Source organism: Candidatus Methanoperedens sp. (assembly GCA_027460535.1).
Lineage (GTDB): Archaea > Halobacteriota > Methanosarcinia > Methanosarcinales > Methanoperedenaceae > Methanoperedens.
Window position 1 is genome coordinate 1 of the sequence record JAPZAR010000004.1, and the last position, 23,858, is coordinate 23,858.

22 protein-coding genes, 2 tRNA genes and 3 rRNA genes are annotated in these 23,858 nt (G+C 40.5%); 11 read left to right on the forward strand and 16 right to left on the reverse strand.

The annotated features are described in order from the left end of the window. The 4 genes from O8C65_00155 to rrf form a co-directional block, all read left to right on the forward strand. Positions 1–680, forward strand: a 16S ribosomal RNA gene (locus O8C65_00155); the annotation flags it as partial. Positions 681–774: 94 nt separating this feature from the next. After that, positions 775–847 (forward strand) — tRNA-Ala (locus tag O8C65_00160). A 157-nt stretch (positions 848–1,004) separates the two neighbouring features. Then, positions 1,005–3,579 (forward strand): 23S ribosomal RNA (locus O8C65_00165). A gap of 151 nt (positions 3,580–3,730) precedes the next feature. Beyond that, positions 3,731–3,852: ribosomal RNA gene (gene rrf / locus O8C65_00170) — 5S ribosomal RNA — on the forward strand. 46 nt (positions 3,853–3,898) lie between these two features. Here the strand turns inward: rrf and O8C65_00175 are convergent. Beyond that, positions 3,899–4,651 (reverse strand): prepilin peptidase, encoded by a 753-nt coding sequence (locus O8C65_00175; protein ID MCZ7355326.1) that lies wholly within the window; start codon positions 4,649–4,651, stop codon positions 3,899–3,901. A gap of 96 nt (positions 4,652–4,747) precedes the next feature. Here O8C65_00175 and O8C65_00180 point away from each other — a divergent pair. Beyond that, positions 4,748–4,821 (forward strand) — tRNA-Thr (locus O8C65_00180). Positions 4,822–5,080: 259 nt separating this feature from the next. On the opposite strand, the gene O8C65_00185 is transcribed toward O8C65_00180, so the two are convergent. Then, the gene (locus tag O8C65_00185; GenBank protein MCZ7355327.1) at positions 5,081–6,403 is read right to left on the reverse strand and encodes a cytochrome C; all 1,323 of its coding nucleotides are present in this window, start codon (positions 6,401–6,403) and stop codon (positions 5,081–5,083) included. 163 nt (positions 6,404–6,566) lie between these two features. After that, complete coding sequence (locus O8C65_00190) at positions 6,567–6,719, reverse strand: hypothetical protein (protein MCZ7355328.1); 153 nt, start codon at positions 6,717–6,719, stop codon at positions 6,567–6,569. 230 nt (positions 6,720–6,949) lie between these two features. Here O8C65_00190 and O8C65_00195 point away from each other — a divergent pair, with 230 nt between their 5' ends. Beyond that, positions 6,950–7,828, forward strand: a complete 879-nt coding sequence (locus O8C65_00195) for a DUF362 domain-containing protein (GenBank protein ID MCZ7355329.1) — start codon at positions 6,950–6,952, stop codon at positions 7,826–7,828. Between the two features lie 354 nt (positions 7,829–8,182). Then, the gene (locus O8C65_00200; protein MCZ7355330.1) at positions 8,183–8,695 is read left to right on the forward strand and encodes a metal-dependent hydrolase; all 513 of its coding nucleotides are present in this window, start codon (positions 8,183–8,185) and stop codon (positions 8,693–8,695) included. A gap of 469 nt (positions 8,696–9,164) precedes the next feature. On the opposite strand, the gene O8C65_00205 is transcribed toward O8C65_00200, so the two are convergent. From O8C65_00205 to O8C65_00235, 7 genes are all read right to left on the reverse strand, one after another. Next, positions 9,165–9,854 (reverse strand): MIP family channel protein, encoded by a 690-nt coding sequence (locus tag O8C65_00205; GenBank protein MCZ7355331.1) that lies wholly within the window; start codon positions 9,852–9,854, stop codon positions 9,165–9,167. After that, positions 9,851–10,945: a hypothetical protein gene (locus tag O8C65_00210; GenBank protein ID MCZ7355332.1), complete on the reverse strand. Its 1,095-nt coding sequence runs from the start codon at positions 10,943–10,945 to the stop codon at positions 9,851–9,853. Before O8C65_00210 ends, O8C65_00205 begins: the two co-directional genes overlap by 4 nt. Positions 10,946–11,012: 67 nt before the next feature. Next, positions 11,013–12,311, reverse strand: coding sequence for a threonine synthase (locus O8C65_00215; protein MCZ7355333.1), 1,299 nt, complete (start codon positions 12,309–12,311; stop codon positions 11,013–11,015). Between the two features lie 2 nt (positions 12,312–12,313). Next, positions 12,314–12,604 (reverse strand): MoaD/ThiS family protein, encoded by a 291-nt coding sequence (locus tag O8C65_00220; GenBank protein MCZ7355334.1) that lies wholly within the window; start codon positions 12,602–12,604, stop codon positions 12,314–12,316. Further along, positions 12,604–13,530, reverse strand: a complete 927-nt coding sequence (locus O8C65_00225) for a hypothetical protein (GenBank protein MCZ7355335.1) — start codon at positions 13,528–13,530, stop codon at positions 12,604–12,606. Before O8C65_00225 ends, O8C65_00220 begins: the two co-directional genes overlap by 1 nt. Next, complete coding sequence (locus O8C65_00230; protein MCZ7355336.1) at positions 13,527–14,753, reverse strand: DUF116 domain-containing protein; 1,227 nt, start codon at positions 14,751–14,753, stop codon at positions 13,527–13,529. Before O8C65_00230 ends, O8C65_00225 begins: the two co-directional genes overlap by 4 nt. 11 nt (positions 14,754–14,764) lie before the next feature. Next, a complete protein-coding gene (locus tag O8C65_00235; protein MCZ7355337.1) occupies positions 14,765–15,988 on the reverse strand; it encodes an NAD(P)/FAD-dependent oxidoreductase in 1,224 nt (407 codons plus the stop codon). A 172-nt stretch (positions 15,989–16,160) separates the two neighbouring features. Between O8C65_00235 and O8C65_00240 the strand changes: the two genes are divergently transcribed. Further along, positions 16,161–16,988 carry a UbiA family prenyltransferase gene (locus O8C65_00240; GenBank protein MCZ7355338.1) on the forward strand — a complete coding sequence of 276 codons (828 nt, stop codon included), beginning with the start codon at positions 16,161–16,163 and terminating at the stop codon, positions 16,986–16,988. Here the strand turns inward: O8C65_00240 and O8C65_00245 are convergent. Beyond that, complete coding sequence (locus O8C65_00245) at positions 16,960–17,754, reverse strand: winged helix-turn-helix domain-containing protein (protein ID MCZ7355339.1); 795 nt, start codon at positions 17,752–17,754, stop codon at positions 16,960–16,962. The genes O8C65_00240 and O8C65_00245 overlap by 29 nt on opposite strands. 237 nt (positions 17,755–17,991) lie before the next feature. On the opposite strand from O8C65_00245, the gene O8C65_00250 reads away from it, so the two are divergent. Beyond that, positions 17,992–18,312, forward strand: a complete 321-nt coding sequence (locus tag O8C65_00250) for a transposase (GenBank protein MCZ7355340.1) — start codon at positions 17,992–17,994, stop codon at positions 18,310–18,312. 34 nt (positions 18,313–18,346) lie between these two features. Here O8C65_00250 and O8C65_00255 read toward each other — a convergent pair whose 3' ends face one another. From O8C65_00255 to O8C65_00275, 5 genes are read right to left on the reverse strand one after another with little or no spacing between them, the layout of a single operon-like run. Then, positions 18,347–19,003, reverse strand: coding sequence for an ABC transporter ATP-binding protein (locus O8C65_00255; protein ID MCZ7355341.1), 657 nt, complete (start codon positions 19,001–19,003; stop codon positions 18,347–18,349). Between the two features lie 7 nt (positions 19,004–19,010). Next, positions 19,011–20,192, reverse strand: coding sequence for a hypothetical protein (locus O8C65_00260; protein ID MCZ7355342.1), 1,182 nt, complete (start codon positions 20,190–20,192; stop codon positions 19,011–19,013). A gap of 5 nt (positions 20,193–20,197) precedes the next feature. Next, positions 20,198–21,073, reverse strand: coding sequence for a hypothetical protein (locus tag O8C65_00265; GenBank protein ID MCZ7355343.1), 876 nt, complete (start codon positions 21,071–21,073; stop codon positions 20,198–20,200). A 6-nt stretch (positions 21,074–21,079) separates the two neighbouring features. Next, positions 21,080–21,436, reverse strand: coding sequence for a hypothetical protein (locus tag O8C65_00270; GenBank protein ID MCZ7355344.1), 357 nt, complete (start codon positions 21,434–21,436; stop codon positions 21,080–21,082). Next, entirely contained in the window at positions 21,414–22,322 is a 909-nt protein-coding gene (locus tag O8C65_00275; GenBank protein MCZ7355345.1) for an ArsA family ATPase, read from the reverse strand. The genes O8C65_00270 and O8C65_00275 overlap by 23 nt, the downstream gene beginning before the upstream one ends. A gap of 98 nt (positions 22,323–22,420) precedes the next feature. On the opposite strand from O8C65_00275, the gene O8C65_00280 reads away from it, so the two are divergent. Further along, positions 22,421–23,098, forward strand: a complete 678-nt coding sequence (locus O8C65_00280) for a helix-turn-helix domain-containing protein (GenBank protein MCZ7355346.1) — start codon at positions 22,421–22,423, stop codon at positions 23,096–23,098. 154 nt (positions 23,099–23,252) lie between these two features. Further along, positions 23,253–23,768 carry a nitroreductase family protein gene (locus O8C65_00285; protein MCZ7355347.1) on the forward strand — a complete coding sequence of 172 codons (516 nt, stop codon included), beginning with the start codon at positions 23,253–23,255 and terminating at the stop codon, positions 23,766–23,768. Positions 23,769–23,858 lie beyond the last annotated feature (90 nt).

Here is a 23,858-nt window from a genome sequence, read left to right on the forward strand (position 1 = left end):
CTGGTGCCGCAGTGAAAACTTGAAGCGAGTCACCTGGGAAGTACGGTCGCAAGGCTGAAACTTAAAGGAATTGGCGGGGGAGCACTACAACGGGTGGAGCCTGCGGTTCAATTGGATTCAACGCCGGAAAGCTTACCGGACTCGACAGCACTATGAAGGTCAGGCTAAAGACCTTACCGAATTCGCTGAGAGGAGGTGCATGGCCGTCGTCAGTTCGTATCGTGAGACATCCTGTTAAGTCAGGCAACGAGCAAGACCCGTGCCTACAGTTGCCAGCATATCCGCAAGGATGATGGGCACACTGTGGGGACCGCCGCTGCTAAAGCGGAGGAAGGAGCGGGCTACGGTAGGTCAGTATGCCCCGAATGGTCCGGGCTACACGCGGGCTACAATGGTTGGGACAATGGGCACCAACACCGAAAGGTGACGGTAATCTCCTAAACCCAGCCTCAGTTCGGATTGAGGGCTGCAACTCGCCCTCATGAAGCCGGAATCCGTAGTAATCGCGTATCAATATCACGCGGTGAATACGTCCCTGCTCCTTGCACACACCGCCCGTCAAACCATGCGAGTGAGGTCTGAATGAGGGCTTGCTTTAACAAGTTCGAATTTAGGCTTCGCGAGTGGGGTTAAGTCGTAACAAGGTAGCCGTAGGGGAATCTGCGGCTGGATCACCTCCTAACGCAGCATACAAACGTATGCTAAATTCTGTCGATTGGAAATCGAAAAACTGTCACGCCGAAGAGGTTCGTGGGCCATACGAGACCACGATAAGGGCTCGTAGATCAGTTGGAAGATCGCCGCCTTTGCAAGGCGGAGGCCCTGGGTTCGAGTCCCAGCGAGTCCATGTATGTAGTCCCGGGTTTAAAACCGGGGACTCTTACCGATGCACTCAGCAGTGTAATGCTGCTGCGGAAGGGTAGAGTAGCGGATTCTTGACCAGAGTCTTGCTGAATGAAACCGTGTATAAGCACAATCTGGACGCTAACTGAATGTAGTGAAACGTGTTCTGGCATATAAGCCATCCGGTGAATGGCTCGGCTCAAGCGCTGATGAAGGACGTACCAAGTTGCGATAAGCCTCGGCGAACCGCATGGAGGTTTTGAACCGAGGATCTCCTAATGGGACCTCTCAGTGCGTAAGTGCTGATCCGTAAGGATCGGGAACGCCCCGGATTGAAACATCTTAGTAGGGGCAGGAAAAGAAATCAATCGAGATGCCGCTAGTAACGGCGAGCGAAAACGGCAGAGTTTAAACTGAATCCCTACCGAAAGGAAAGGGAAATGTAGTGTCATAAGCCAAGCCATATACAGTGCAAACCAGTGAAGTCGAACTTGTCTGGAACGTCAGATCATAGAGTGTGATAGTCACGTAGACGTAAACTGGCGGACTGTGGTTTGGTCTTGAGTACCGTGGGTCGGAATTCTCGCGGGAATTCGGGAGTCATCAACTTCCAAAACTAAATACGTCTTGAGACCGATAGCGTAGTAGTAGCGTGAGCGAAAACTGAAAAGTACCCCAAGAAGGGAGGTGCAAAGTGCCTGAAATCGGATGGTAATGGAGCGATACGGCGTGAAAGGATCTGTATAGCGAAGGAATATGTCGCGAGGCATTAGTACGGGCTATACTGCCAGCGTCGTATATTACGTTTTGAAGAACGGGCCAGGGAATGTACCCAAGTGGCGAGGCTAACCTCATATGGGAAGCCGAAGCGAAAGCAATATGCGCGCAACACTGTGAGGCGCAGCGTATACAAGTGCGTGGAGTCACTAGAGTACGACCCGAATCCTAGCGATCTAGGCGGAGGCAGGTTGAAGCGTCTCGAAAGGGGCGTTGAGGACCGCAATAAGCTAACAGTGCGTGAGGGAGACAACCCAGACCGTGGTTAAGGTCCCAGAGTGTCGGCTAAGTGTAAACACAAAAAGGGCGTCCCAAGCCCAAAACAACTGGAAGGTGAGCTCAGAAGCAGCTATCCTTTAAAGAGTGCGTAACAGCTCACCAGTCGAGGTTTGGGGCCCCGAAAATGGACGGGGCTCAAGCCGACCACCGATACCACGGGACACCGAAAGGTGATTCTGTAGGAAGGCGTCTCGTTTGGGTAGAAGCAGGGCTGTGAAGTCCTGTGGACCATCGTATACGACAAAAGGGAAACAGGTTAATATTCCTGTACCATTTAGTCATACCCGCAAGGGGCCGACGCATCCGGATAGATCAAGCAGGCATGCCTGCCTGTCCAAGCGTTTAAACTGGTGGAGAACCGTAATGGTGAGAAGCCGGTGAAGGCGTGATGGCTCAAGTTGATTAATTCCAGGTGCCCGTGAAAAGGCGACTAAATGCTCGTACCAAGAACCGACACTGGTGCCCCTAGTTGAGAAGACTAAGGCGTGTCGGCATAAACTGGCTAAGGGAATTCGGCAAATTAGCTCCGTAACTTCGGAATAAGGAGTGCCTGCCTTGAAGAAGGCAGGTCGCAGAGACCAGGGAGCACTGACTGTCTAATAACAACATAGCTGACTGCTAATCCGAAAGGATGAGTACAGTTGGTGAATCCTGCCCAGTGCAGGTACCTGAACACCCGGTACAACGGGACGAAGGGCCTGTAAACGGCGGGGGTAACTATAACCCTCTTAAGGTAGCGTAGTACCTTGTCGCTTAATTGGCGACTTGCATGAATGGATCAACGAGTGCTCTACTGTCCCTAGTCAGAACCCGGTGAACTTTACATTCTAGTGCAGAGTCTAGAGACCCCTTAGGGGAAGTGAAGACCCCGTTGAGCTTTACTGCAGCCTGTAGCTGGGTTGTGGTTTTGGATGCGCAGTGTAGGTAGGAGGCGTCGATGCCTTACTTTCGGGTAAGGTGGAGCCGACAATGAGACACTACCCTTCTGAGACTACGACCCTAACTTGGAAACGAGGACACCTATAGGTGGGCAGTTTGGGTGGGGCGCCACGCCCTTGAAAAGATATCAAGGGCGCCCAAAGGTTGACTCATGTGAGTCGGAAACTCACAGTAGAGTGCAAGAGCATAAGTCAGCCTGACTGGATTTCGCATAACAAGAAATCCTGAGACGAAAGTCTGGTCTAGCGAACCACTACGCCCTCTTGGTGAGGGCTATTGACTACAGAAAAGCTACCACAGGGATAACAGAGTCGTCGCCGGCAAGAGTACATATCGACCCGGCGGCTTGCTACCTCGATGTCGGTTCTTTCCATCCTGGTCGTGCAGCAGCGGCCAAGGGTGAGGTTGTTCGCCTATTAAAGGAGATCGTGAGCTGGGTTTAGACCGTCGTGAGGCAGGTCGGTTACTATCTATAAGGGGTGTCTTGAAGTCTGAGGGTAAGTTGCATTTAGTACGAGAGGAACTGTGCAACGGTGCCACTGGTGGACCTGTTGTCTGGCAAGGCAACGCAGGGCAGCTACGCACTAAAGGATTAAAGCTGAAAGCATCTAAGCTTGAAACCTCACCTAAAAAGAGACTTCTCAGGACTCTCGTAAAAGACGAGTTTGATAGAGTCGGGGTGTAAGCACCAAGGTGACGAGGTGTTGAGCCCGTCGACTACTAACGTCCTTGCTAGATTTGTTTTGCTACATTCGGGCGATATTCAGATTGTGTTTAAGGAGTCCTCGGACTTAAATCCGAGGTCTTCTATGTTGTGCTCGTAAAAATCCACATATGCCCGCGGGGCTGTGTGCGCATTGCAGCGGGCGCGACGCTTACAGTCATAAGTGAGTATAGCGGCCAAAGCGGCGGGGCAACACCTGTTCCCATTCCGAACACAGCAGTTAAGCCCGTCAACGTTTTGCATTGTACTATGATGTGCGAACTCTAGGGAACTGCAGAAAGTTGCTATGCTCACTTATTTCATCTTATATTGTTTTCATTACTTTTTTTCGGGATTTTAAATAATAAGATATTTGGTCAGCTCAAAAATCAGATCGCCATATAGCGCGGCTACAAAAAAACCAAGGGTTATAGGGATCATGAAAGGTAGACCTGGAGTAACCCATATTTCATCTTTGATCAAGCCTTTTTCTAAACCGTTTTTAAGCTCCTTTATTTTCTCATCATTTATTTCCACTCCACCGCGCTTGAAATGGAACTTGATATTACCATCGACGATTTCAAAGTCCTGGATCATCTTGATATGCTTGTTGGCAAGTTCAGAAATTCTACTTTTGTACCCGACAAAGATGTAAAAGGGCTTATCGATATGCAGCCCCATTTTCGTAAGGTTGTATATGGCCAGTGCAATGGGAACGACAATAGTCAATAGGACGGCATTTCCGAATATTCCGAAGGCAAACAGGGGGATGAGAGGTCTATTCAATGGGAATGCGTATCCGAGGGCATGAAATTCTGGATAGGCAGGAAGTATTATTGATAAAACAATGAGGGATTTGGCGTCAGCGCCGCCGAAGGTCCCAAATTGAAAAAGAATATATACGAAGGCGAATATCAATCCGGCTGAAATGATTAAGCGAGGAATATAGGCTATTCCGAATGTTAATATGTCATTCAGGACAAAAAGACCTCCTCCGGCGAGCATTATCAACCAGAGCTTATTTGTGACGCGGCGTGTTTTAATATCAGAATAACAAGAGTATATCAAAAAAGGTGTACAGAATATTATCTTTAAAATATCTATCAACATATACATTTAATTGGGTTGCAAGCTTAAAAAATATTGCTATTGATAAAATGATTGAGAAAACTATTTAGTTGAAAATGCCGATATAGTGTTTTTTACGCCGTCGTGGCTTAGCTCGGCAAAGCGGCTGATTCGTAATCAGCAGATCGAGGGTTCAAATCCCTCCGGCGGCTTTAAAATTTTTGTTGAAAGCCTTACTTAGTGTAAGTATTCTTTTAGCAGTGCACTTTCACCGGTACGTACCTCTGGACTATATAGTGGAACAAAGAAGTTGTGATTAACTATTGATATCTATGATTTTAAGAGAAAATTGAAGTACGCGGAAGAAAGTGCGCCTAAAAAGATGACTTGAAAATAAAAAAGTAAAAAAAGTGTATGCGGAAGAACCGCCCACACTCTTTCTTGATTCAATTCTTCTCGAGATATCGTCGGTTATGTATCCTCCTCACTTCCGTGTTGGGTTTTGTCCGTGAGCGTCTTCATGAAGGCAATAATGGCTGCCTCATCTTTAGAGGTTAGCCCAAGATTTCCAAGCTCGTGTTTATTGACAGTATCAGGTACTTCAGGTTCCGGCCATGGTACTCCTTTCCAGCCAGCCCCTGGTACATCTCTTGTATTATAGAAATGTACAATTTCTTCAAGAGACTTGAAGTAGCCATTGTGCGAGTAAGCTTTCACGAAATCCGGATAGGGTCTTTTGTCCACATTGCGGAGGGTGGGAACTTTCTGCCTGCCCAACTCAGGTTCAAACGCTGCCGGGTCATAAGTCTTGAGGAATCCTCCCAATCCGTAGTCTATGAAATTCTTGCCATCCGGATTATATTTATCTGGCATTTTATAGAATGGGTTCTCCGGGTTCTTTGGCACCCCCAGGTTATCGTGTGTGAAGTCTGTAAATAACGGTGGTGGATGACAGGCAACGCAGTTACCTCCTTCTCCAGGCCCTTTAATGCCATTATTATTGGTTGGAGCCATAAAAAGTTGAAGTCCATTCCATTCCTTATCTGTAAATTTATTTTTTGGGTCTAAGGTTTTTTTATCACCATTTCCATTTAAACAAGCCTCTTTTTTACTTGTTCCCAGCTTATCAACGCATGTTTTCAGGTATTCGTCGTACTTGGAAGCAAACTGGCTCACTTCGCTTGATCTCTCGTATGCTGCGATGGATCTGACAATCCTCTCGTACGTCCCGTTCACATCGTTTACGCAATTCAGAGAACCTTTCCCCCAAACCTTTTCAAATAGTCCGGCATATTCCGATTTGCTTACCTTGATGCAAACATCCCTAGCATTTGCATTGTTCTGTTCCAGAGGGTTCAGGAAAGGTCCCTGCGCCTGTTCAGTGAGAGGATCCCCCAGAATCGTACCAGTTGCCCTGCTATCCCAGAACATGCCGCCAACCCACGTTTGACCATTATTGTCAAAGTATAAGATCGGGCTTTCTCCGCCATATGCAGAAGAAGGTGGCTTACGGTTTCCGAAGAGATTATGTACAGCGCCAGGATAAACCGCTCCATGGGCATTAATCTTTTCATCTGGACCGGTCCATCCTACCTCAGAGGAATGACAGAAGGCACACGATTGACCAGGTGGCGTTGAAAGGTCTTTATCAAAAAATAATTGTTTTCCAAGCTTTTCTTTAGGCGTTATCTTTGATTCTACACTCCTTACATTTGCAGCGCCCATAACAGGAGCGATTGAAGCCACAATTAAGGACAATAACAACAGCGAAATAATCGCTTTAATCGGTTTCATGTTCTATACCTCCCATTCTTATGTTCTATACCAATTATCCCCCAATGCTTGATGCAACTACCATATAACCTATTCAGGCTGAATCCCTAATGCATCTTGAATCATTTAATATACGGTTCTTCCGTAGCTATTTACCCCATTCAAAGATAGTATTGAAGTGACATTAAGTTTTCTGTTTTACTTCATTCGGCACTTCTTTCTCTTGGACTATGGCTACTTTTTTCAGGTTTCTGTTCTTCATCTCGTTTATGTATTCTGTCCAATCCAGACTGTAAGTCACCGACCGCCGTTTTGAAAAAACGGGGTATGGGTGCATGAGTGTAGCTCCATTTTGCTTGTTGTCGGGCTATTTATGAAATAAGGGGCACCGATATAGTTCGAGATATTCTGTTCAGACATTCCCATCACCTTGTTGAAGATCAGGTATTAGGGATTGATATAAGTTTGGATAGAAGGCAGAATCAATACCGCTGTTTGAGACGCGGTACGAACACACGGGAAATATACGAAAGTACTAATAAGCAGCAAAATGCAAAAGTGGATAATATGGTAAAAGTAGGTGTTGTCAGAAACAAGGATATAATACAATCCGTGAAAACCGCTATCTCGCTTGCTGGAGGCATGAAAATTGAAAAGAATTCCGCTGTTCTTATCAGACCGAATGCGAACACAGCAGATTACCCTCCCGGCTCAACGAATCCTGAAGTGTTAAAAGGGGCTATACGCGCGGTTAAAGAATATGATCCTGCAAAGATCATTGTCGCGGAGAAATCAATGACCACGCTGGATACATTGAAGGTGATGAAGTATCTGGGTCTGTACCAGGCAGCTGAATCGGAAGGAGTGGATGAGATCCTCTCTTTTGATGATGTGGAATGGAAAAAGGTGAGACCTAAAGAGGCCAGGTCATGGTCGCATGGTTTTTCAGTCCCCGCTATTCTTGATGAAATCGATTACTCGATCGCGCTCCCCATCGTGAAAACGCACTGGACTGCATTATTCACCATTGGGTTAAAATCCCAGATAAGCATTACCTCTGACCCTGACAGGAGACAGCTTCCTCACGGACAGAACAACGATGAGCTCTTCGGCAATATGATCGCAGAGACTAATCTTGTAAATAAACCCGATTTTTACATTTCAGATGCTACGAAATGTTTTGTAACAGATGGACCCAACATCGGGACACTGCGGGAACCAGGTCTTGTCATTGCTTCAGATGATGTTGTAGCGAATGACGTGTTTGGTCTGGCACTTTTAAAGACACTTGGTACGATAGATAAAATACAGAACAGATCGGTATGGGAGCAGCCCCAGATAAAAAGGGCAGTAGAACTTGGTCTTGGAGTTAAATGCAGGTCTGATATACAGATCAAAAGCGAAGGTGTGAAAGAGATAGAGAATATTGCAGGTAATATTGCATAGGTCATAGGGTACTTGATCCGGAGGAGTATCATGGAAATCTTCGATGCTATCATAATTGGAGCAGGAGCATGTCAGTCAGCAGCGACACAAGTATGCCTGTATCAACGCCCCATGGAAACTTATCTTCGCGGCGCCCGTTTTTCGAACTCATATCGCATTCTCATTTCAGCAGGAATTGTTGACTGGCCCTTTAATGTAATACCGACAATTCTGTGTTTTGATTTTTCACGGAACCTGTAGCACGCAAAAGAGAATTCCCTGAATGGCTATAAATCATCAAGGAAGTAGCCCACATAGCTTAAATTCGCGAGGAGCAATATTGATAAGGAAAAATTGATCACTCTCTCATAAAATATGGACTGGATCTCGCATTTGCTATTTAGCCTTGCACTTGGTACAATCATATTGAAAGATATGACTCGCAAGAAAATGGCATTTGTGGCTGTTGCCGGTTTATTCCCAGATCTGGACATACTCTGGCATCATCGCAGCGAGCTGCATTCACCACTGGTATTACTTGTATTTGCACTGTTGCTTGCGATCCAAAATCGCACTCTTTTCGCTCCATTACTCTTAGGCTTCTGGTCGCATTCTGCCCTGGACATTTTTCTATTTGATAACTCGAATCATACAATTAAGAATCTGGCAAATCAGGTTGTGGGCAATGACAGCATATCCCAACATATCGAAGATAACATAATGAGATATACATCAGCCGATGGGATCATGCTCTTCTATCCATTCAGCGCTGAGAAGTTCTCCATAACCCTTGGCGAAGGGAGCTATGCGATTCTGGCAGGTCTTATCATAGTGATAGCTATAATTTCATTTATAGGGTTATATTTTAAAGAGTGCCGTGGGAAGTAAGAATTCTTTTCCAAAAAGCTATAATACCCGGTGTGAAAACCCGGTTTTTAGAATCAATTTTTGGCCTTGTCAAGCCTCGTCACTTATATTTTTAGCTCTGGCACATCAGTAACGAAAGCAAGAAGATAATATCTAATTATGAAAGGCAGTTGTTTACAAAAGAATAGCGAGAATAGAAAAGTACCTTTACACTATTAGACATCGAGAATTCGAAACAGTATCTCGATTGTGTAAGAAACACAGATATCTGATGAGCACTGAATCGGTTATAGAGATAAGTTCTTTTTTGCGAAGGTCAAAAGCGCCTTCTTGATTCTGTTATCTCCTATGCAAATTTTATGTTGATAAACTATCATAACTAATCCAACAGGATTTCAGTTATTGACAACCATTGCCAAAGACATAGTATTATTAATATCTAATTATCTATTAAACCAGTCTATGACAATTTATATATTAGAGATTTACTTTAAACGAACGACCTTTTTTTTTCACTCATCTCTTCATCAGTTTCACTAATCCTGACGAACTCATAAATTGAGACTGCAATTAAAGAGCCAATAATTGGGGCTATCAAATATATCCATTGATAGTTATATATTCCACCAATTATCGCTGGTCCTAAAGACCTGGCCGGATTCATCGATGCCCCGGAAATTGGTCCCCCGAAAAGCGCGTCCATGGCTACGACACCACCGATCGCAATACCTGTAACTTCGGGTTTAACCCTGGTATCCGATGCGACTGATATTATTACCAGCATCAGAAAGAAAGTCATTATAACTTCTAAAATAAATGACTGTTCCCATGAACCATTGGGCAAGGTAGCGCCAAGATTCCTGGCATTACCAAACATTAAATAAAGCACTGCACTGGCAAAGATCGCACCACCTATTTGGGCAGTAATGTAAGGGAGCACCTCATTTTTCTTAAACCTCCCGACTGAAGCAAATCCAATCGTCACAGCAGGATTAAAATGGGCTTTAGATACATGTCCTAAAGAATATACCATAACTGCAACTACCAATCCAAATGTAATGGCAATACCAATCACCCCCAATTTTCCTGTTAATCTATCATCAATTATAGCACCCGTTCCAGCAAAAACCAAAGCAAATGTTCCGATAAATTCTGCTAGGATTTTCTTGAATAAGCTCATACCAAAATCCGATGATAAGGCTTGGGCTGCGGGGGACTGAAACTTTCTATTTTCAGTGCATTAAGTTTCGTATTATACTTTGAGGATACTATTTCCAGCGAATCCATAATAGATTGTTTCAGCTCTTTGGGACCGATTGCAACACGGGCATTTATTGCCATCTCTCCGGTTGCCGCTTTATCTGGAATTAAACCTGTGAAGCACACATCCTGATCAAATGAGACAAAGCTGGCTTTTGAAAAATTGTTCTTGTTGGTGAAATAGAGCTTGACATGGGCTATATCGCCATTGTTTTGTTTTATCATTGTTGCTGCGGTCATCAGAATATCCTTTATGAATTCCTTGACTTTGAAATCATGTTTACTATCTACTTTCCACACGCCGTTTAACCATCCCATATTCGCCTCAGCGATGCCATAAACGTTATAGTCAACATGCGGATAATAATAGTTTTTGTATTCATCATTCAATATTTTCTCAGCCAGTATATCCATCCCGGTTCCGTTCGCAGCTGAGATCAACATTACTTCAGCCCTGCTGTTGAGTTTCTTTAATATTCCTTTTATTTGTTCTATTTGAGCAGGGGACACAAGGTCTATTTTGTTCACTGCGAGAACCTCAGCTTCCTGTATCTGATGCGAGAACAGATATCCTGTGGATGTAACCGGGAAAGCTAAATCCATCTCAGAAGACATATTAAGTATGCGCTTAGCATCCACAAGTACGATGTGCGGCGCTATTTTGAAAGTATTTTTATAAAATTTTCTTATTGGCATATGCAGGGTCGCTGGGATATCTGTACAGCTTCCAACAGGCTCAGCAAGAATTATATCCGGGTTGGTCTTTTTGAGGATTTCCTCAGATGATGTCATAAAATCAGGAAACTTACAGCAGAAACATCCACCCAGAACTTCGCCAACTTCAAAGCCGTAATCTTTGACGATTTTGGTATCCACCAGTTCCTCTCCCTGATCATTCGTGATTATTGCCACACGCTTGCCGTAATCGGTTACTAATTTTTTTCCTATTTCTATTATAGTGCTTGTTTTACCTGCGCCAAGGAAACCGCCTATTATTCCAAATTTTACCATTTTTTTCAAATTTATCCTCTCCTTTCTAACCTGATGTCATTTTTGTTCTTCAATGCAGTAGCGGGTATCATAGCAACTTCTCCGGCACCACCATTTTTACCGTGTTTGTCAAATTTACCTTCTCCTTTTCTAAATATGATTGTAACTCAGCAATATCTGATGAGATCCTTGGCACATTCAAATTCCAATCTGGCCGACAGTAATCTCTGTTTTTAATACCGGAAGCAGGTATCACAACAACGGTTTTTTCAGTCGGGCTTATTCTGTTATCCTGGCATAGTCTTACCAGTCCGGCAACCGCCAGCCCTCCACTAAAATCTGGAAATATTCCTTCTTTCTTTGCGATCAATTCCGCATATTCTACTCCTTCTTTATCCTCAATTGCGATACCATACCCACCATCCTTAATTACTCTAAGGGCATAAAGACCATCGGCTGGATCACCGACTCGTAGATTTTCGCAGAGAGTCATGGGATTCCTTAATGGGGTTGGCATTTCTTTTCTGTGAACCAGAGCATCAACAATTGGAGCACAACCACTGGATTGAACTATAAAAAATTTAGGTAAGTCTTCTATTAGTGCTGATTCGTACAGTTCCTTAAACCCTAAATACATATTATAAGTGAGAGAGCCTGAGCCTTCTGGAATCACAATGTTATCAGGTGATTTCCATCCGAGTTGCTCTGCTATCTCGTAGCTCAAAGTCTTATAACCAGAATTAAAATAAGTACGCAAATCCAGGTCAACAATCGGCAAACCCAGTTCGGGTTTTTCAGCGATTCTTGTAACCAATGTACATGTAGCCGGATCATTCCCATGGCATTGACAGTCTATATCTCCTTCTTGTCTATAAACTTTCAATACTTGCGCTCCATACAATAATAGAGGGGATATTATTTCGGTGGGTGTCGTGTCCGGAACAAAGATATAAGATTTTAATCCAGTTTTCGCCGCATGCGCTGCTACAGAGTCGGCAATATAATGGGTAGAAGCGCATCCTATTGCAGTGCTGTTAAATTCAATCGCTTTATTTATGGAGATACTTACGGAACGGTCTTCGTAAGATTGCGTTGGATTAGTACCTTCAAATTTTAAATGAAGATTTTTAATGCCGATAATCTCTCCAAGTCTATTACTTCTGAGTAAAGAAGTCCATCCATCATTTAAATCCGCCATTCTTGTATCATTTAAAGGTAGGAACTCCAAATACCTCCACATGCTTGGATAACGACTCTCTATCTTGCTTTTTATGCTCCTGTCAATGTCTTCTATGCATGTATCCACAGGACCGTAACACTCACTACAGGATGTTATCAAAGCCTCAGGAAAAAGAGTTCCACAATCCCTACATTTTAATACGCCCATTTTTATCCTCCTGCGAATGAAACTAAAAATAATATTTTGTCTCCGTCCATTAATCTGGTCTCGTACTCTCTGATAAGTCGGATGTCCATCCCATTTACATAGCATCTGACATGTCTATTGAGGATTGAAGCCTCAGAAGGCAATAGCCTCTTTTTTAAGTTATCGTACTTATTACAGACTTCAACAATCAATTCGCCGATATTTTTTGCATCTGTACAAATTTTAATTTCCCTATGACCTGTCTCAGAGGAAATTATTCCAAAGAATCTAACAGATACTTCCCTAATCATCATCACCTCTCCCTTGAAAGAAGAATCATTGTATAGATAGCATAATATGTATATTCAATATCTGGGGAGCCCATATTGCCAAATCCACCCCAGGGAGTCTTGAAATTAAGAATGCCGTCGGTGACTTTTTTTGCAGAAATTGAATTTAAAGACCCCAAAAGTGTGAGAGAATTAATTGCACAAAAAATTGAATTTAGGTCAGTTACTTTAGATCTCAAGTGATTTTTGAAACCAGCGTTTGACTGGCAATTCAATACAAAATCAACAACTTGTTTTTCATCAACCAGACTTAAACGATCTAATAAATATAATGTAAACAATGCCGATGTCGTCTCAACAAGATTCGGTTGCAAAGATTTATACGATGCCTTAAATCCTGCTTCCGGTGTTTTTAGATTGATCAAAAATTCAGTGGTTTTATTAAGAAATTCTTTATCTAATAAATCAGCCTTATCTAGCAGGTACAAAGAGAAAACCCCATAAAATGTTGAGTATGCAGCGGGTTGTCTTGATTTTCCATCTTTCAGAAAACCTCCCTCTGTTGATTGTAATGAAATAATAAATTCACTGATTTTTTCGCAATCAAGATCATCGAAGTTATCAGTTGCTATGGATGTTCCAATTCCACAAAAAGTATGAATTATATCAGGATATGCGCCCTTTCTGTATCCAAAACCACCATTTTTATCATAGCATGAAAATAAAAAATCTTTAAGGCCAATATGATCTAATATTTTTTCTTTTTCTAACATCTTGAAAGTTTCAATCGCAAAGAATGAATAATATAAATCCGAAGTAGTTTCGCCCAACCTTCCAACGAATCCACCATCTTTTTGTTGGAGTTTGTTAAATAAATTTTCTGTATTTATCAATTCCTCTTGAAGCTCCGATGATAGTTCTTTAGCCGTAGCTACGCATAAGCTCTTCATGAAACCACCTTATTCAATCTGATTCGCTTGATTACTGTATCGATCTCAATATCCGTATTTTTGCATCCTCCTTTTAGCAAAGGTAAACCCCCGCTTGGTATTTTCAACGAATCTACAATTGGAATGGCTTTCATCAACGAATCCAGGCAGGCAATAGCGAAAAATGCATCAGCTTTTTTTTCTTTGAGCATTTTTAGCACTACCGTTGCTCCCTCTGAGATATAGATAGTATAACCTAATTCCTTAGCAACCTTAACAATGGGATTAATCTTGCATTGCTCACTTCCGCATTCCTCGCAGATTAGTTGTAAACCAGTTTCCAGTGGCTCATAGTGGTTTCGGCATTTTTCAGCGTCACGAAGGCAATGAGGTACTATTAAAACTCTTTTATTATAGGGAATCTTACTGAAGTCTTCACTCAAAATCTGTGTCTTTAATTCTGCAATGGTGAAATCGAGGAACTTTGACGATAAACTCAGTTGATTTAGGATTTTAGCTGCGGTTGCATCAACGCAATTAATGTTCTCTTTATTTGTGAAAATGAGTTCACGTATTTTCTGTCTATCTCCCAGATCAGGTATGTTTGATATCTTCTCTGTTCTGCCAGGATATTCAAAATCCTTTATTGTGAATACTGCTGCTTCTGAAGATCCCTCTCCCTCTCCACCAGCAACCCATTTTTCCGTAGATTTTGCAAAAATAATGGCTTCTTCAGGACAATCTCTTGCACATGCAGGACAGTTGTCTTTACAACTATATGGATTTGCTACTTTTACTCCAACTTCATCCTCCTTGATATCAAATACATCAAAAATACAGAAGTCATAGCAGCTGCCACATCCAGTACATCTGTCATAATCAATTACAGGAAACCATTCATGAATTTCTTCAATATTTTCCCCATTTCTTGCAGGTAATATATTTTTCAGCTCAGTAATCACTTCTTTCAGACTTAAGTCCCTCATGTTAACATGAATCAACTCTCCCTTACATGAGTTGAAAAGCCATTTTTGCGATCTCTGGTAACAAGCGAGTGTTACAATTTTGTCATTTTTCATCAAAGAATTCAAAAAAGGTAAGCCAAGTTTTGGGCTGCATAGATAAGGATGTTCACTTATGTATTTGACATCGTGGTTCTCTCTTATATATGTACTGAGCTTACTAATGTCTGCCTGGTTGAAAAACCCTCTTCCTCGACACTGACATATTACAATTCCAACCATAGTTACCCCAGCTATCTGGATATAATTTTCATTACGCCAAGTAAACCCAATTTGCGTATTAAGAGTCCTTTTTTCGACATAAAGGGATTGTAAATTTGGCTGTACTCAACACTGGAAAACATATTCTCCATTATTTTTTTTATCTCACTATTTTCCTCGGTCAATTCCAATATGGCATCCATCATGCGATCGTAAAATTGTGGGTTATGCCCATACATCATTTTTGCCATTTTGGCAGAATATTTCAAATCATTATCAATCAATTCAGAGTGACAAAGTTCAGTATAACGCCCCAAGCTTTTCTCGGAGTAATCCCCTTCATTTATCACAGATGCTGCCAACTCCGCTGATTTTAATGCATAGTAAATACCTTCCCCAGTCATGAAATTAACCAGGCCTCCTGCCTCTCCGACAAGCAAAAAACGATTTCCATGAAGCCTATCCACGTAATTCTCTGCCATCGGGTGTCCATACAATGATCTCCCATCCATCATCATTTCTTTGGATCCTTTCAATTTTTGGGATATAATTGGATGGTTATGTATTATTTCAAAGAGTTTTTCTTTCATTCCTTTTGCATTTTTAGTTTTTTCAGTGAAACCAATACTAACCCCTTCTTTTTTTGGAAAAATCCAGAAATAACCATTAGTGGTTATATCCCCGTCCCAGTAAATTTCGGGTCCGTCAATTTTCTCTTCTATCGTACTGGAAGGAAGTTCCAACTCATGAGAGATAGTTGTAAAGTACCTTGGCGGGGTAACACCAATGAATTTGTAAAGATAAGAAGACGCTCCCCAGGCACCAACCAGAATCTCAGCTTCATATTCCTGACCTCCCTCTAACTTTACTGTCACTCCACCATTCAGTTTAATAGAATCTACTTTGCTTTTATCTAAAACTTCAACGCCTTTTTTCTCTGCCCTATCAATTAACCATGCATCAAATTTATTCCTGTATACCACTATTCCTTTTTTTCCATCGGATTCAGAGCACGAGACTGAAAACTTCTTGGTTTTTGTATAAAGCGTTTCTTTTGTTACTTCCCTCTCCACAACCTCGGCCGGTGGCTCTCCGACCAATTTCAGGCAGCGAGTACACATTCCTCCCCCACATGGTTTATACCTGTTCTTACTCTTTCTTTCAACAAGCAGAACATTAAGACCCTTTTCAGCTAATTTCAATGAAGTGAAACTTCCAGCTGGTCCGCCTCCCACTACAATCGCATCATACTTCATTTTTATCCTCCCGAATACTACCTGTGCTCCATATTCTCCAGGCAAACATCATCTTGATTGGGTTATATATTACTAACCACGTATAATATTCCATTAATTCTGCAATATTAATTGAATCATATAATCTTGTATAACCTATCTAATATTAGTGTGCTTATCATACTCACTGGCCGTGGGATTTAAGGAAACAATCAACCTTTTGAATGCATCATCCATAGTGTCGATTTCGGGAGGTCTAAGGTTTTATGTAGCTTTCCTGCTCGCTGGAAAAAAACCTGAGATTTCATTATGTATAGCTGCGATCTTAATGGTTTACGCAACATACACATTTGATAGAGCAGTTAAAAGGAAAGAAGATGAGATCAACCGAATAGACGAGGAGAATGCCAATAAAAATCTTGCTCTTTTCATAGTTTTTGTCTCTTCTTCAGCTGCCATTTTGATTCTTGCTGAGAATGGGATATCACCGATCCTAGTTTTTTTCCCCTTTACAATGGGTTTAATGTACAGCAAAGGAATCAATATCGGAAGTTTTTCACTTAATCTGAAGCGAAGGCTAGGAATTAAAAATTGTTTTGTAGCATTTACGTGGTCATTCACAATCATCGCCCTGGTGCGTCCTCATGGAAGTCCACAGCTTATTTTAATATTTGTTTTCTTTTTTTCAAAAAGTTTTATAAATACTATTATATTTGATTTCAAAGATGTAACTGGGGACTCATATGCCGGTCTTACAACTTTCCCACTGCATTTTGGAGAAGCGAGTACAAGGTTAATGCTTCAAATAATACATTCCTCTCTTCATTTAGCCCTTATTGCGCTTTCTTTATTAAACCTTGCCGAATTTGAATTATTCATTCTATTTTATGGCTGGATAGTGGGAATAATCTATATATTCCTGTACGCCACTTCTAAAAAAACTATTTCCAGGAGCCTGGTCATACATGGAGAGTGGGCTCACATGCTCTTGTTCAGGAGCTTTGTGGATCAACTTTTTTAGAACGTTTTTCAAAGTATTTGAACAAATCATTCCCCCATTCTAAAGCACTTTTTTCATAACTTATTATATTATTATAGAAATCATAGGTGCCATTATTAAAGAAAAGCCTCATGGATAAAAAAAGATCGGTCACAGTAAAGGTAAATTCGATTTTCTCGTTGAATACCATTACCTGTACATTATTATATTCCAGACCTTTTTCAAGTTCGGCAGAGTAATCTTCCTTCATTTTCTTAAATACATCTTCAGTCAATATGATTGAAATTGGCATGCCTCTGTCTGCCAGCATGTTAATGTATTTCGGGTAATCGGGATGCAATACTGATGAAACCCCTTCTATGCAATTCGATTGTAAAAGATTTTTAATGTACTCATTATGAGGTTTAAAAATCTCGGTCGGAGTACCTCCAAAAATACGATAATTTCCTAATTCATTAAGACGCATTTTGAATTCGTAAGGTATTCCATTAATTTTATGTCTTTTCCAGAATTCAATATCTTTTTCAAATATGTCCAGAGTCTTGATAAGGTGATTATAAGAATGAGTTACTATATACCCCATTTCAGTCAAAAAGTAGTTCTTACCTTCCAGGTGAATTAAATTATTCTTTTCCAGCTTTTTTATTTGAGGAATTATCTCGGGAGATGTTACTCCCAAACGATCTCTTATTTCCTGCAGCGTTTTTGGCTCTCTCTGCAACATAAATAGAATATCGCGCCTTTTTCCAGAAAAAGTCAGTAGACTTAATAATCCTTTACCTTCCATTTTTTTCCCTCCGGTTTTTTTTAAACAGCCCCCTATCTGGTTGAAAAAACTCTTTTTCCACCCTATTTGATTATACTGATTAATCTTAAGCTGCAATATTTATACAATCATTGTAATTAGCATTATATAATTGTTTTTTGACTCTACAAATCATATCATAGTTAAAATTAGTTACATATGCACTGCGCCTCCAAAGTGGACAACAAGTTAAGTTATGGTTCACTATGAGGGAAATATATGGGAAAAATAGCAGGAAGAAGACATACACGGGAATTCAAAATCTCTATAATTCGGGAACTTGAAAGTGGAAAGAATCCGGTGCAGCTCAGTCGTGAGAACAATATCCATCCGACCATGATATTCAGATGGAGATTGGAATATCGAAAAAATCCAGAATCCGCTTTTAGTGGCAATTGTAATACCTATAAAGAAACTGTAAACAATCATGAACTGGAAAGGCTTGTCGACAAGCTATATTCTGAGAATGAATTTTCAAAAAAAGTCTTGATTATCTTGGAAAAGAGAATACAGAAGAAACAGATTCCAAAGGCGGAGTGAAGTTTTGATATTTTTCAGATTGTTTGGCACCGATTCACGAGTAGTCTATTTTCCCATCTCTGAATTTGATTATTCTATCAACCTTCTCACCTATCTCATGGTCATGTGTCACAATAATTATGGTTACCCCATGTTCTATATTCAGTTGTTTGAATAGTGCCATTATTTCATAGGAGGATTTTCTATCAAGATGACCCGTAGGCTCATCTGCTAACAATATCTTTGGGTTATTTGCCAGTGCCCTTGCAATAGCTACGCGCTGCTGCTGCCCACCTGATAACTCATATGGCTTATGACGGATGAAATTGCCCAATCCGACATCTTCAAGAAGCTTATTAGCTCTTCTTGACGGGTTTGGTTGGGCAGCTAGCATCATTGGAAAAATCACATTTTCAAGCGCATTTAATTGATTAAATAGGCTAAAAAATTGAAAGACAAAACCAAAATTGTCTAACCGAAATTTTATCTTTTTATCATCATTTAGTTCAGTTACATTTGTGCCATTTACCAATATCTCACCTGACGTATGCGTATCCAACAATCCTACCATGTTTAAGAATGTTGATTTACCGCTACCGGATGGACCCATTATTGCCACAAATTCTCCCTGGTCAATAGAAATATTTATTCCATCCAGAGCCATGACTCTTACCTTTCCCATTAAATAGATTTTTGCGAGATCTTTTGTCATGATCATTCTATTCACCACCAAGGGCCTTTATTAAATTCGTTTTCCCTGCTATCATAGCAGGATAAACACCAGCAAGTAAGGAGATACTGAGGGAAACCACAGTGGAGCGCAATAAAAGGTATAGTCCAAACCTTGCACCTAAATAATCTTTGGCAAGAGGATCATAAAAAGGATGAGCTTCGAGGTATCTTATGCCTATATAACCAAGTACATCTCCTCCGACAACTCCTGTTATCCCGAAAAACATAGCTTCAATTAAAAAAATAGTAACCAGCAGAGAATTCTTGACCCCAATAGCTTTCAAGATTCCTATCTGTCTCCTTTTATTAATGATACTTACATAGATTATCACTGCCACTGAGACATTTGCAGCAATAAGGCTGATTAACACGATAGTGTTTCCTAGTTGCTGAATCGTTGCGGAAGAACTAAGCGTGCTTTCAACTTCATCTTCCCATGTTTTCACATTCGAAACTTCAAGTTCATTTTTAATAGTTTGTTTATATTCTTGTGCAATATTTTTATCGGTTAACTTGATAAGAATTACAGAAGCTTTATCTTGTATGCCCAGTTCTCGTTTAGCTTCTTCTTCTGGAATATATATGGTATTTGTATCTATGTCAGGAATGCCTGTATGAATGATGCCTTTGACGTTGTAACTTTTACTTTTTCCATTCTCAAAAGTTAAGGTGATATCATCCCCTGTATTGATACCCAGATCCTCTTGTATTCTGAATGAAATTAAGACTTCATTGCTGTCCCGTGAACTTATAGGCTTACCAATCTCAACCTTTTCTAAAATTGTAGAGACCTTCTCTTCGTTGTCTGGATTTAAAGCAATTATATTCACAGATTTAGATATCCCCTTTTTTTCAATTACTCCCCCGAATTGCAGACGTGATGAATAAGCTACTACATTACTCATACTTTCGAGCTTCATTTCTTTAATGCCAAGTCCTTCAATGTATTGCTTGTCTACATCGGGGTAAATCGTCATATGACCTGTATTTGCGTTGACGCTATTATCTACTAAATCAAGTACAATGCCATCGGATATCCCATTTATAATTATAACATTCGCAGTTCCAAATGATATAGCAATGAATAGGAACAAAAAAATTTTCTTATCTTGAATTATATCTCTTTTTGCAAAAAAAAAGGCAGTTCGAAGTTCTGAACCAGTGCCCATGATATTCACCTTAAACGGCGTAATATATTAATTATCAAAATTGAAATAATCAATTGTATACCTGAGAAACCTGGGGTTGTTTTTACAACTTCAGTTGGTGCAGATGCCCCTGATACATTAGTTGTAGTTTCTTTGATTTCAAAAACCTTATCGTAGCGATCTATAATTTTTCCCTTTTTAGTCATAAGTTTTGTTTCAACCATATATCTGCCGCTTCCAAGATTCTTGTCCCATAGAACTTCTATTGTTTTGTCCACATCGGCGGACGTGATCATCGGAGCATCAATTTCTTTTTCCTCCAAAATCGTATCATTTTGCTTTAATAAGAAAATTACGTTGCCATCTAAGGGAACCATAGATTTACTTTTAATCGTTACGCTCGAGCCTATTCCATCACTTTGCACATCTGTAATTTCTGCATCGATTTCAGCCATAAAGGTTGAGAACGAGGTAGAAATGTACGTTGGCTGTTTTTCATTATCATATAAGAAAACCTGTGCAAAAGCCGTATAATTAATACCCTCCTTTAGTATTATCTTCCAGTTACGGCTCAATTCAACTGGTTCGAAAAATGAAGCTTGTTCTATTGTATCAGTAGAAATGATCTCATTATCATGCACTATTCCAAATTTAACATCAACAAGGCTTGGATAATAAAGTCCATCCCCTTCGCCTGTTTTGCGCTGATTAGATCTCAAGAGGATCTTGAATCCATCCGAATTTGCGCTCATGCCATCGATATAGATTTTTGAAAAATATATTTCAGATATCTGGGAAGAATAATTTATAGGAATCAATATATGTTCCTCCTCAGATTTTGCGTTAATTAAAAATAGATTTAGTAATAAGATAAATATTAACGAAAATTTGATTTTATCCACCCTCAATCATCCCTTTACTGTGATGGATATTATTTTTTCTATCTCTTTTTCATTTATCTCTCCCATTGATATGATTCTTCCATCCATAACAACGACCGGAAATGACTCAATTATCGCAGGTAATCCAAGCTTCTCCACTTTGTCCCAAACATCGGGCCTTTGTTCCCGAACCATCTTAATTAAGATATCTTGTGTCACCAGCGGGTCAACTTCCATAAAATCAGCGCCCGCATCCTTGCATAAATTTTTTAGCTTCTTGGAATAATTTCTGTTTGCAAGCCATCTCGTTGCTGCACAGCAACTGGGAATCTGAAATAGTACTATTTTGTGTTCCATGATATTACCCATAAAGGATTTTTCCAATTTTTCTCATGTTCTCGATCCCTGTAATATCAGTTTCAAAGAGAGGCACCTCTTTCTTAGGCAAACCCTTAAATCTCTTATCAATAATGCTCAGGTATTTGTCCTGCGTTGATCTTCGTTTTTCTAAAAACCAATTACCTTTGAGTACTTCGTTTGGTATTATTTCATTTATTATTAAAGCCTGGACTTTGATATTTAGCTGACTTAAGTTCTCTATAGCCCTCGCAGTTTCTTCAATAGGCAAGTTCTCCGGAAGCATTACAAGTGTGAATAAAGTGTTCCTTGTATCGGCTAACGTTTTCATTGCAGTCTCATATTTTTTTTGTTCGATTTTCAGGCTTTCTATTGCATTCCCCTCTTCCTTAATACCCAAAACTTTACTCAGCTCACTTCTATTTTTAAGCTGATTTGAAATATAATTAGCCCAATCAAAAGGCATTGCCAATTCTCTAAGTGTATGACCAGTTGGAGCTGTATCAAACACAACAACATGATCCTCGTCAGTATTAAGATATTTTACAAACTGATCGAAAGCAGCCATCTCTTCAGCACAGGGCGTATTCATGACATCCTTTCCAAACAGGCCTGTGATTTGCTCCACAACCTCATTCAGCCTTGCCTGGAAAATGCCGGATGCCTTCTTAGGATTTATGTTAAGGCCGCAGAGATTTTTGATTTGTTTTATTTTCGATACCTCTGTTTCTCCAATTTCCTGTTCAAAAATTGCGGATAAGCTCACTGTAGGATCTGTTGCCACTATTAATGTCTCATATCCATGGTCAGCAAGCCATATTGCCGTAGAAGACGCCATTGTGGTCTTTCCAACACCGCCTTTTCCGCCAAAGAAAAGAAACTTCTTATTGTTTATAAAATCTCGCATTATCATGATATGACTATCATGTATCTAAGAAAGAAAGGTTTTTACACCTACATGTAGGATTGTATTTATAGGACTTGCGAACAAAGTGCGATTCTATGAGGAAAATGACCGTGAGTGTTTCTGGCAGTATTTTTCAATGCTGCGTTCCTTTAGCAAACATGGTTGATCGTCTTGAGATCATTTCAATTTTTAACTTTACACCCACCACTCACACCGAAGTTTGCAAAATTACGCTCAAAGATGGGATGAGCATACAAAGTCTAAAGAGCGATTTTATCACTGATTTAATCATTATAGGGAATGAAAATAGAGACTATACGTGTTTGACTAAAGGCAATATCTCTGATGAGATTTCTAAGTTTATAGGAGAATTTGATCTTAAACTTGTCTATCCGATTATTTTTGATGGCACTGCATGCCAATTTGGAGTTATAGGTTCACCAGAAGAATTAAATAATATCCTTAAAACCGCCAAAGAAATTGGGTGGGGATTTGAAATATTGTCAATACAAAAATATGACCCGCTTGACATAAACGCCTTTAGCAAACTTACTAAAAAACAAAAAGAAATATTGTGGCATGCATATGATAATGGTTATTTTGATTATCCCAGGAAAATTAATGCAGAACAACTCGCAAAAAAGATTGGAATTCATAAGACAACTCTTCTGGACCATCTTCATAAAGCGGAAAATCAGCTCATGCGGAATATACTTGGAGAAAAAAGAGAAAAAATAAAAGGCAATGTTAGCGATGCCAGTATACTTCCGAAAAATTACTGAGTAATATATGGCTGCTTGCCAGTCTTTTATTTATAAAAACAGAATATTTTTCTTAGTCGAAGTCTTAAGAGATACCTATAATTGGAGAGATGCCAATGGAATAATTAAGATATTTGGTCAATAGTATTTAAAAAAATAAAGGAATGGAGATATTATGGAAGTGCTGAATGTAATACGATCAAGACGAAGCATAAGGGCGTATGATTCCCGTGAGGTGGAAGAAGATAAATTGGAGAGGATTCTCGAATCGGGCAGGCTTTCTCCCTCGGCAGGGAACCGCCAGGAACGCAGATTTGTCATAGTTAGAGATCCCAGGACTCGACAAATGCTTTCTGAAGCGGCAAGAGACCAGAAATTCGTGGCTGCGGCGCCCGTAGTAATTGCAGCCTGCTCAGTTGAATCAGATTATATAATGTTATGCGGCCAGCCCGCTTATACCATTGACACTGCAATCGCTGTGGATCATATGGCCCTCCAGGCAGTTGAAGAAGGACTTGGCACTTGCTGGATCGGTGCGTTCGATGAAAAAAAGGTCAAGGAAATATTGAATATCCCTGAAGATGTGCGAGTGGTTGCACTTCTACCCCTTGGCTATCCCTCAGCTATCCCGGGCCCTGCAAAACGAAAAAGCCTCGATGAGATTGTTAAGTGGGAGAAATGGAGCATTTGAAGATTACAAAAATTCTGAATAGGTAGGTTGCTTATGGTGATTGCCATTTGGCAAAGAAAATAATTAACATACGATGGAGATATTCAAATA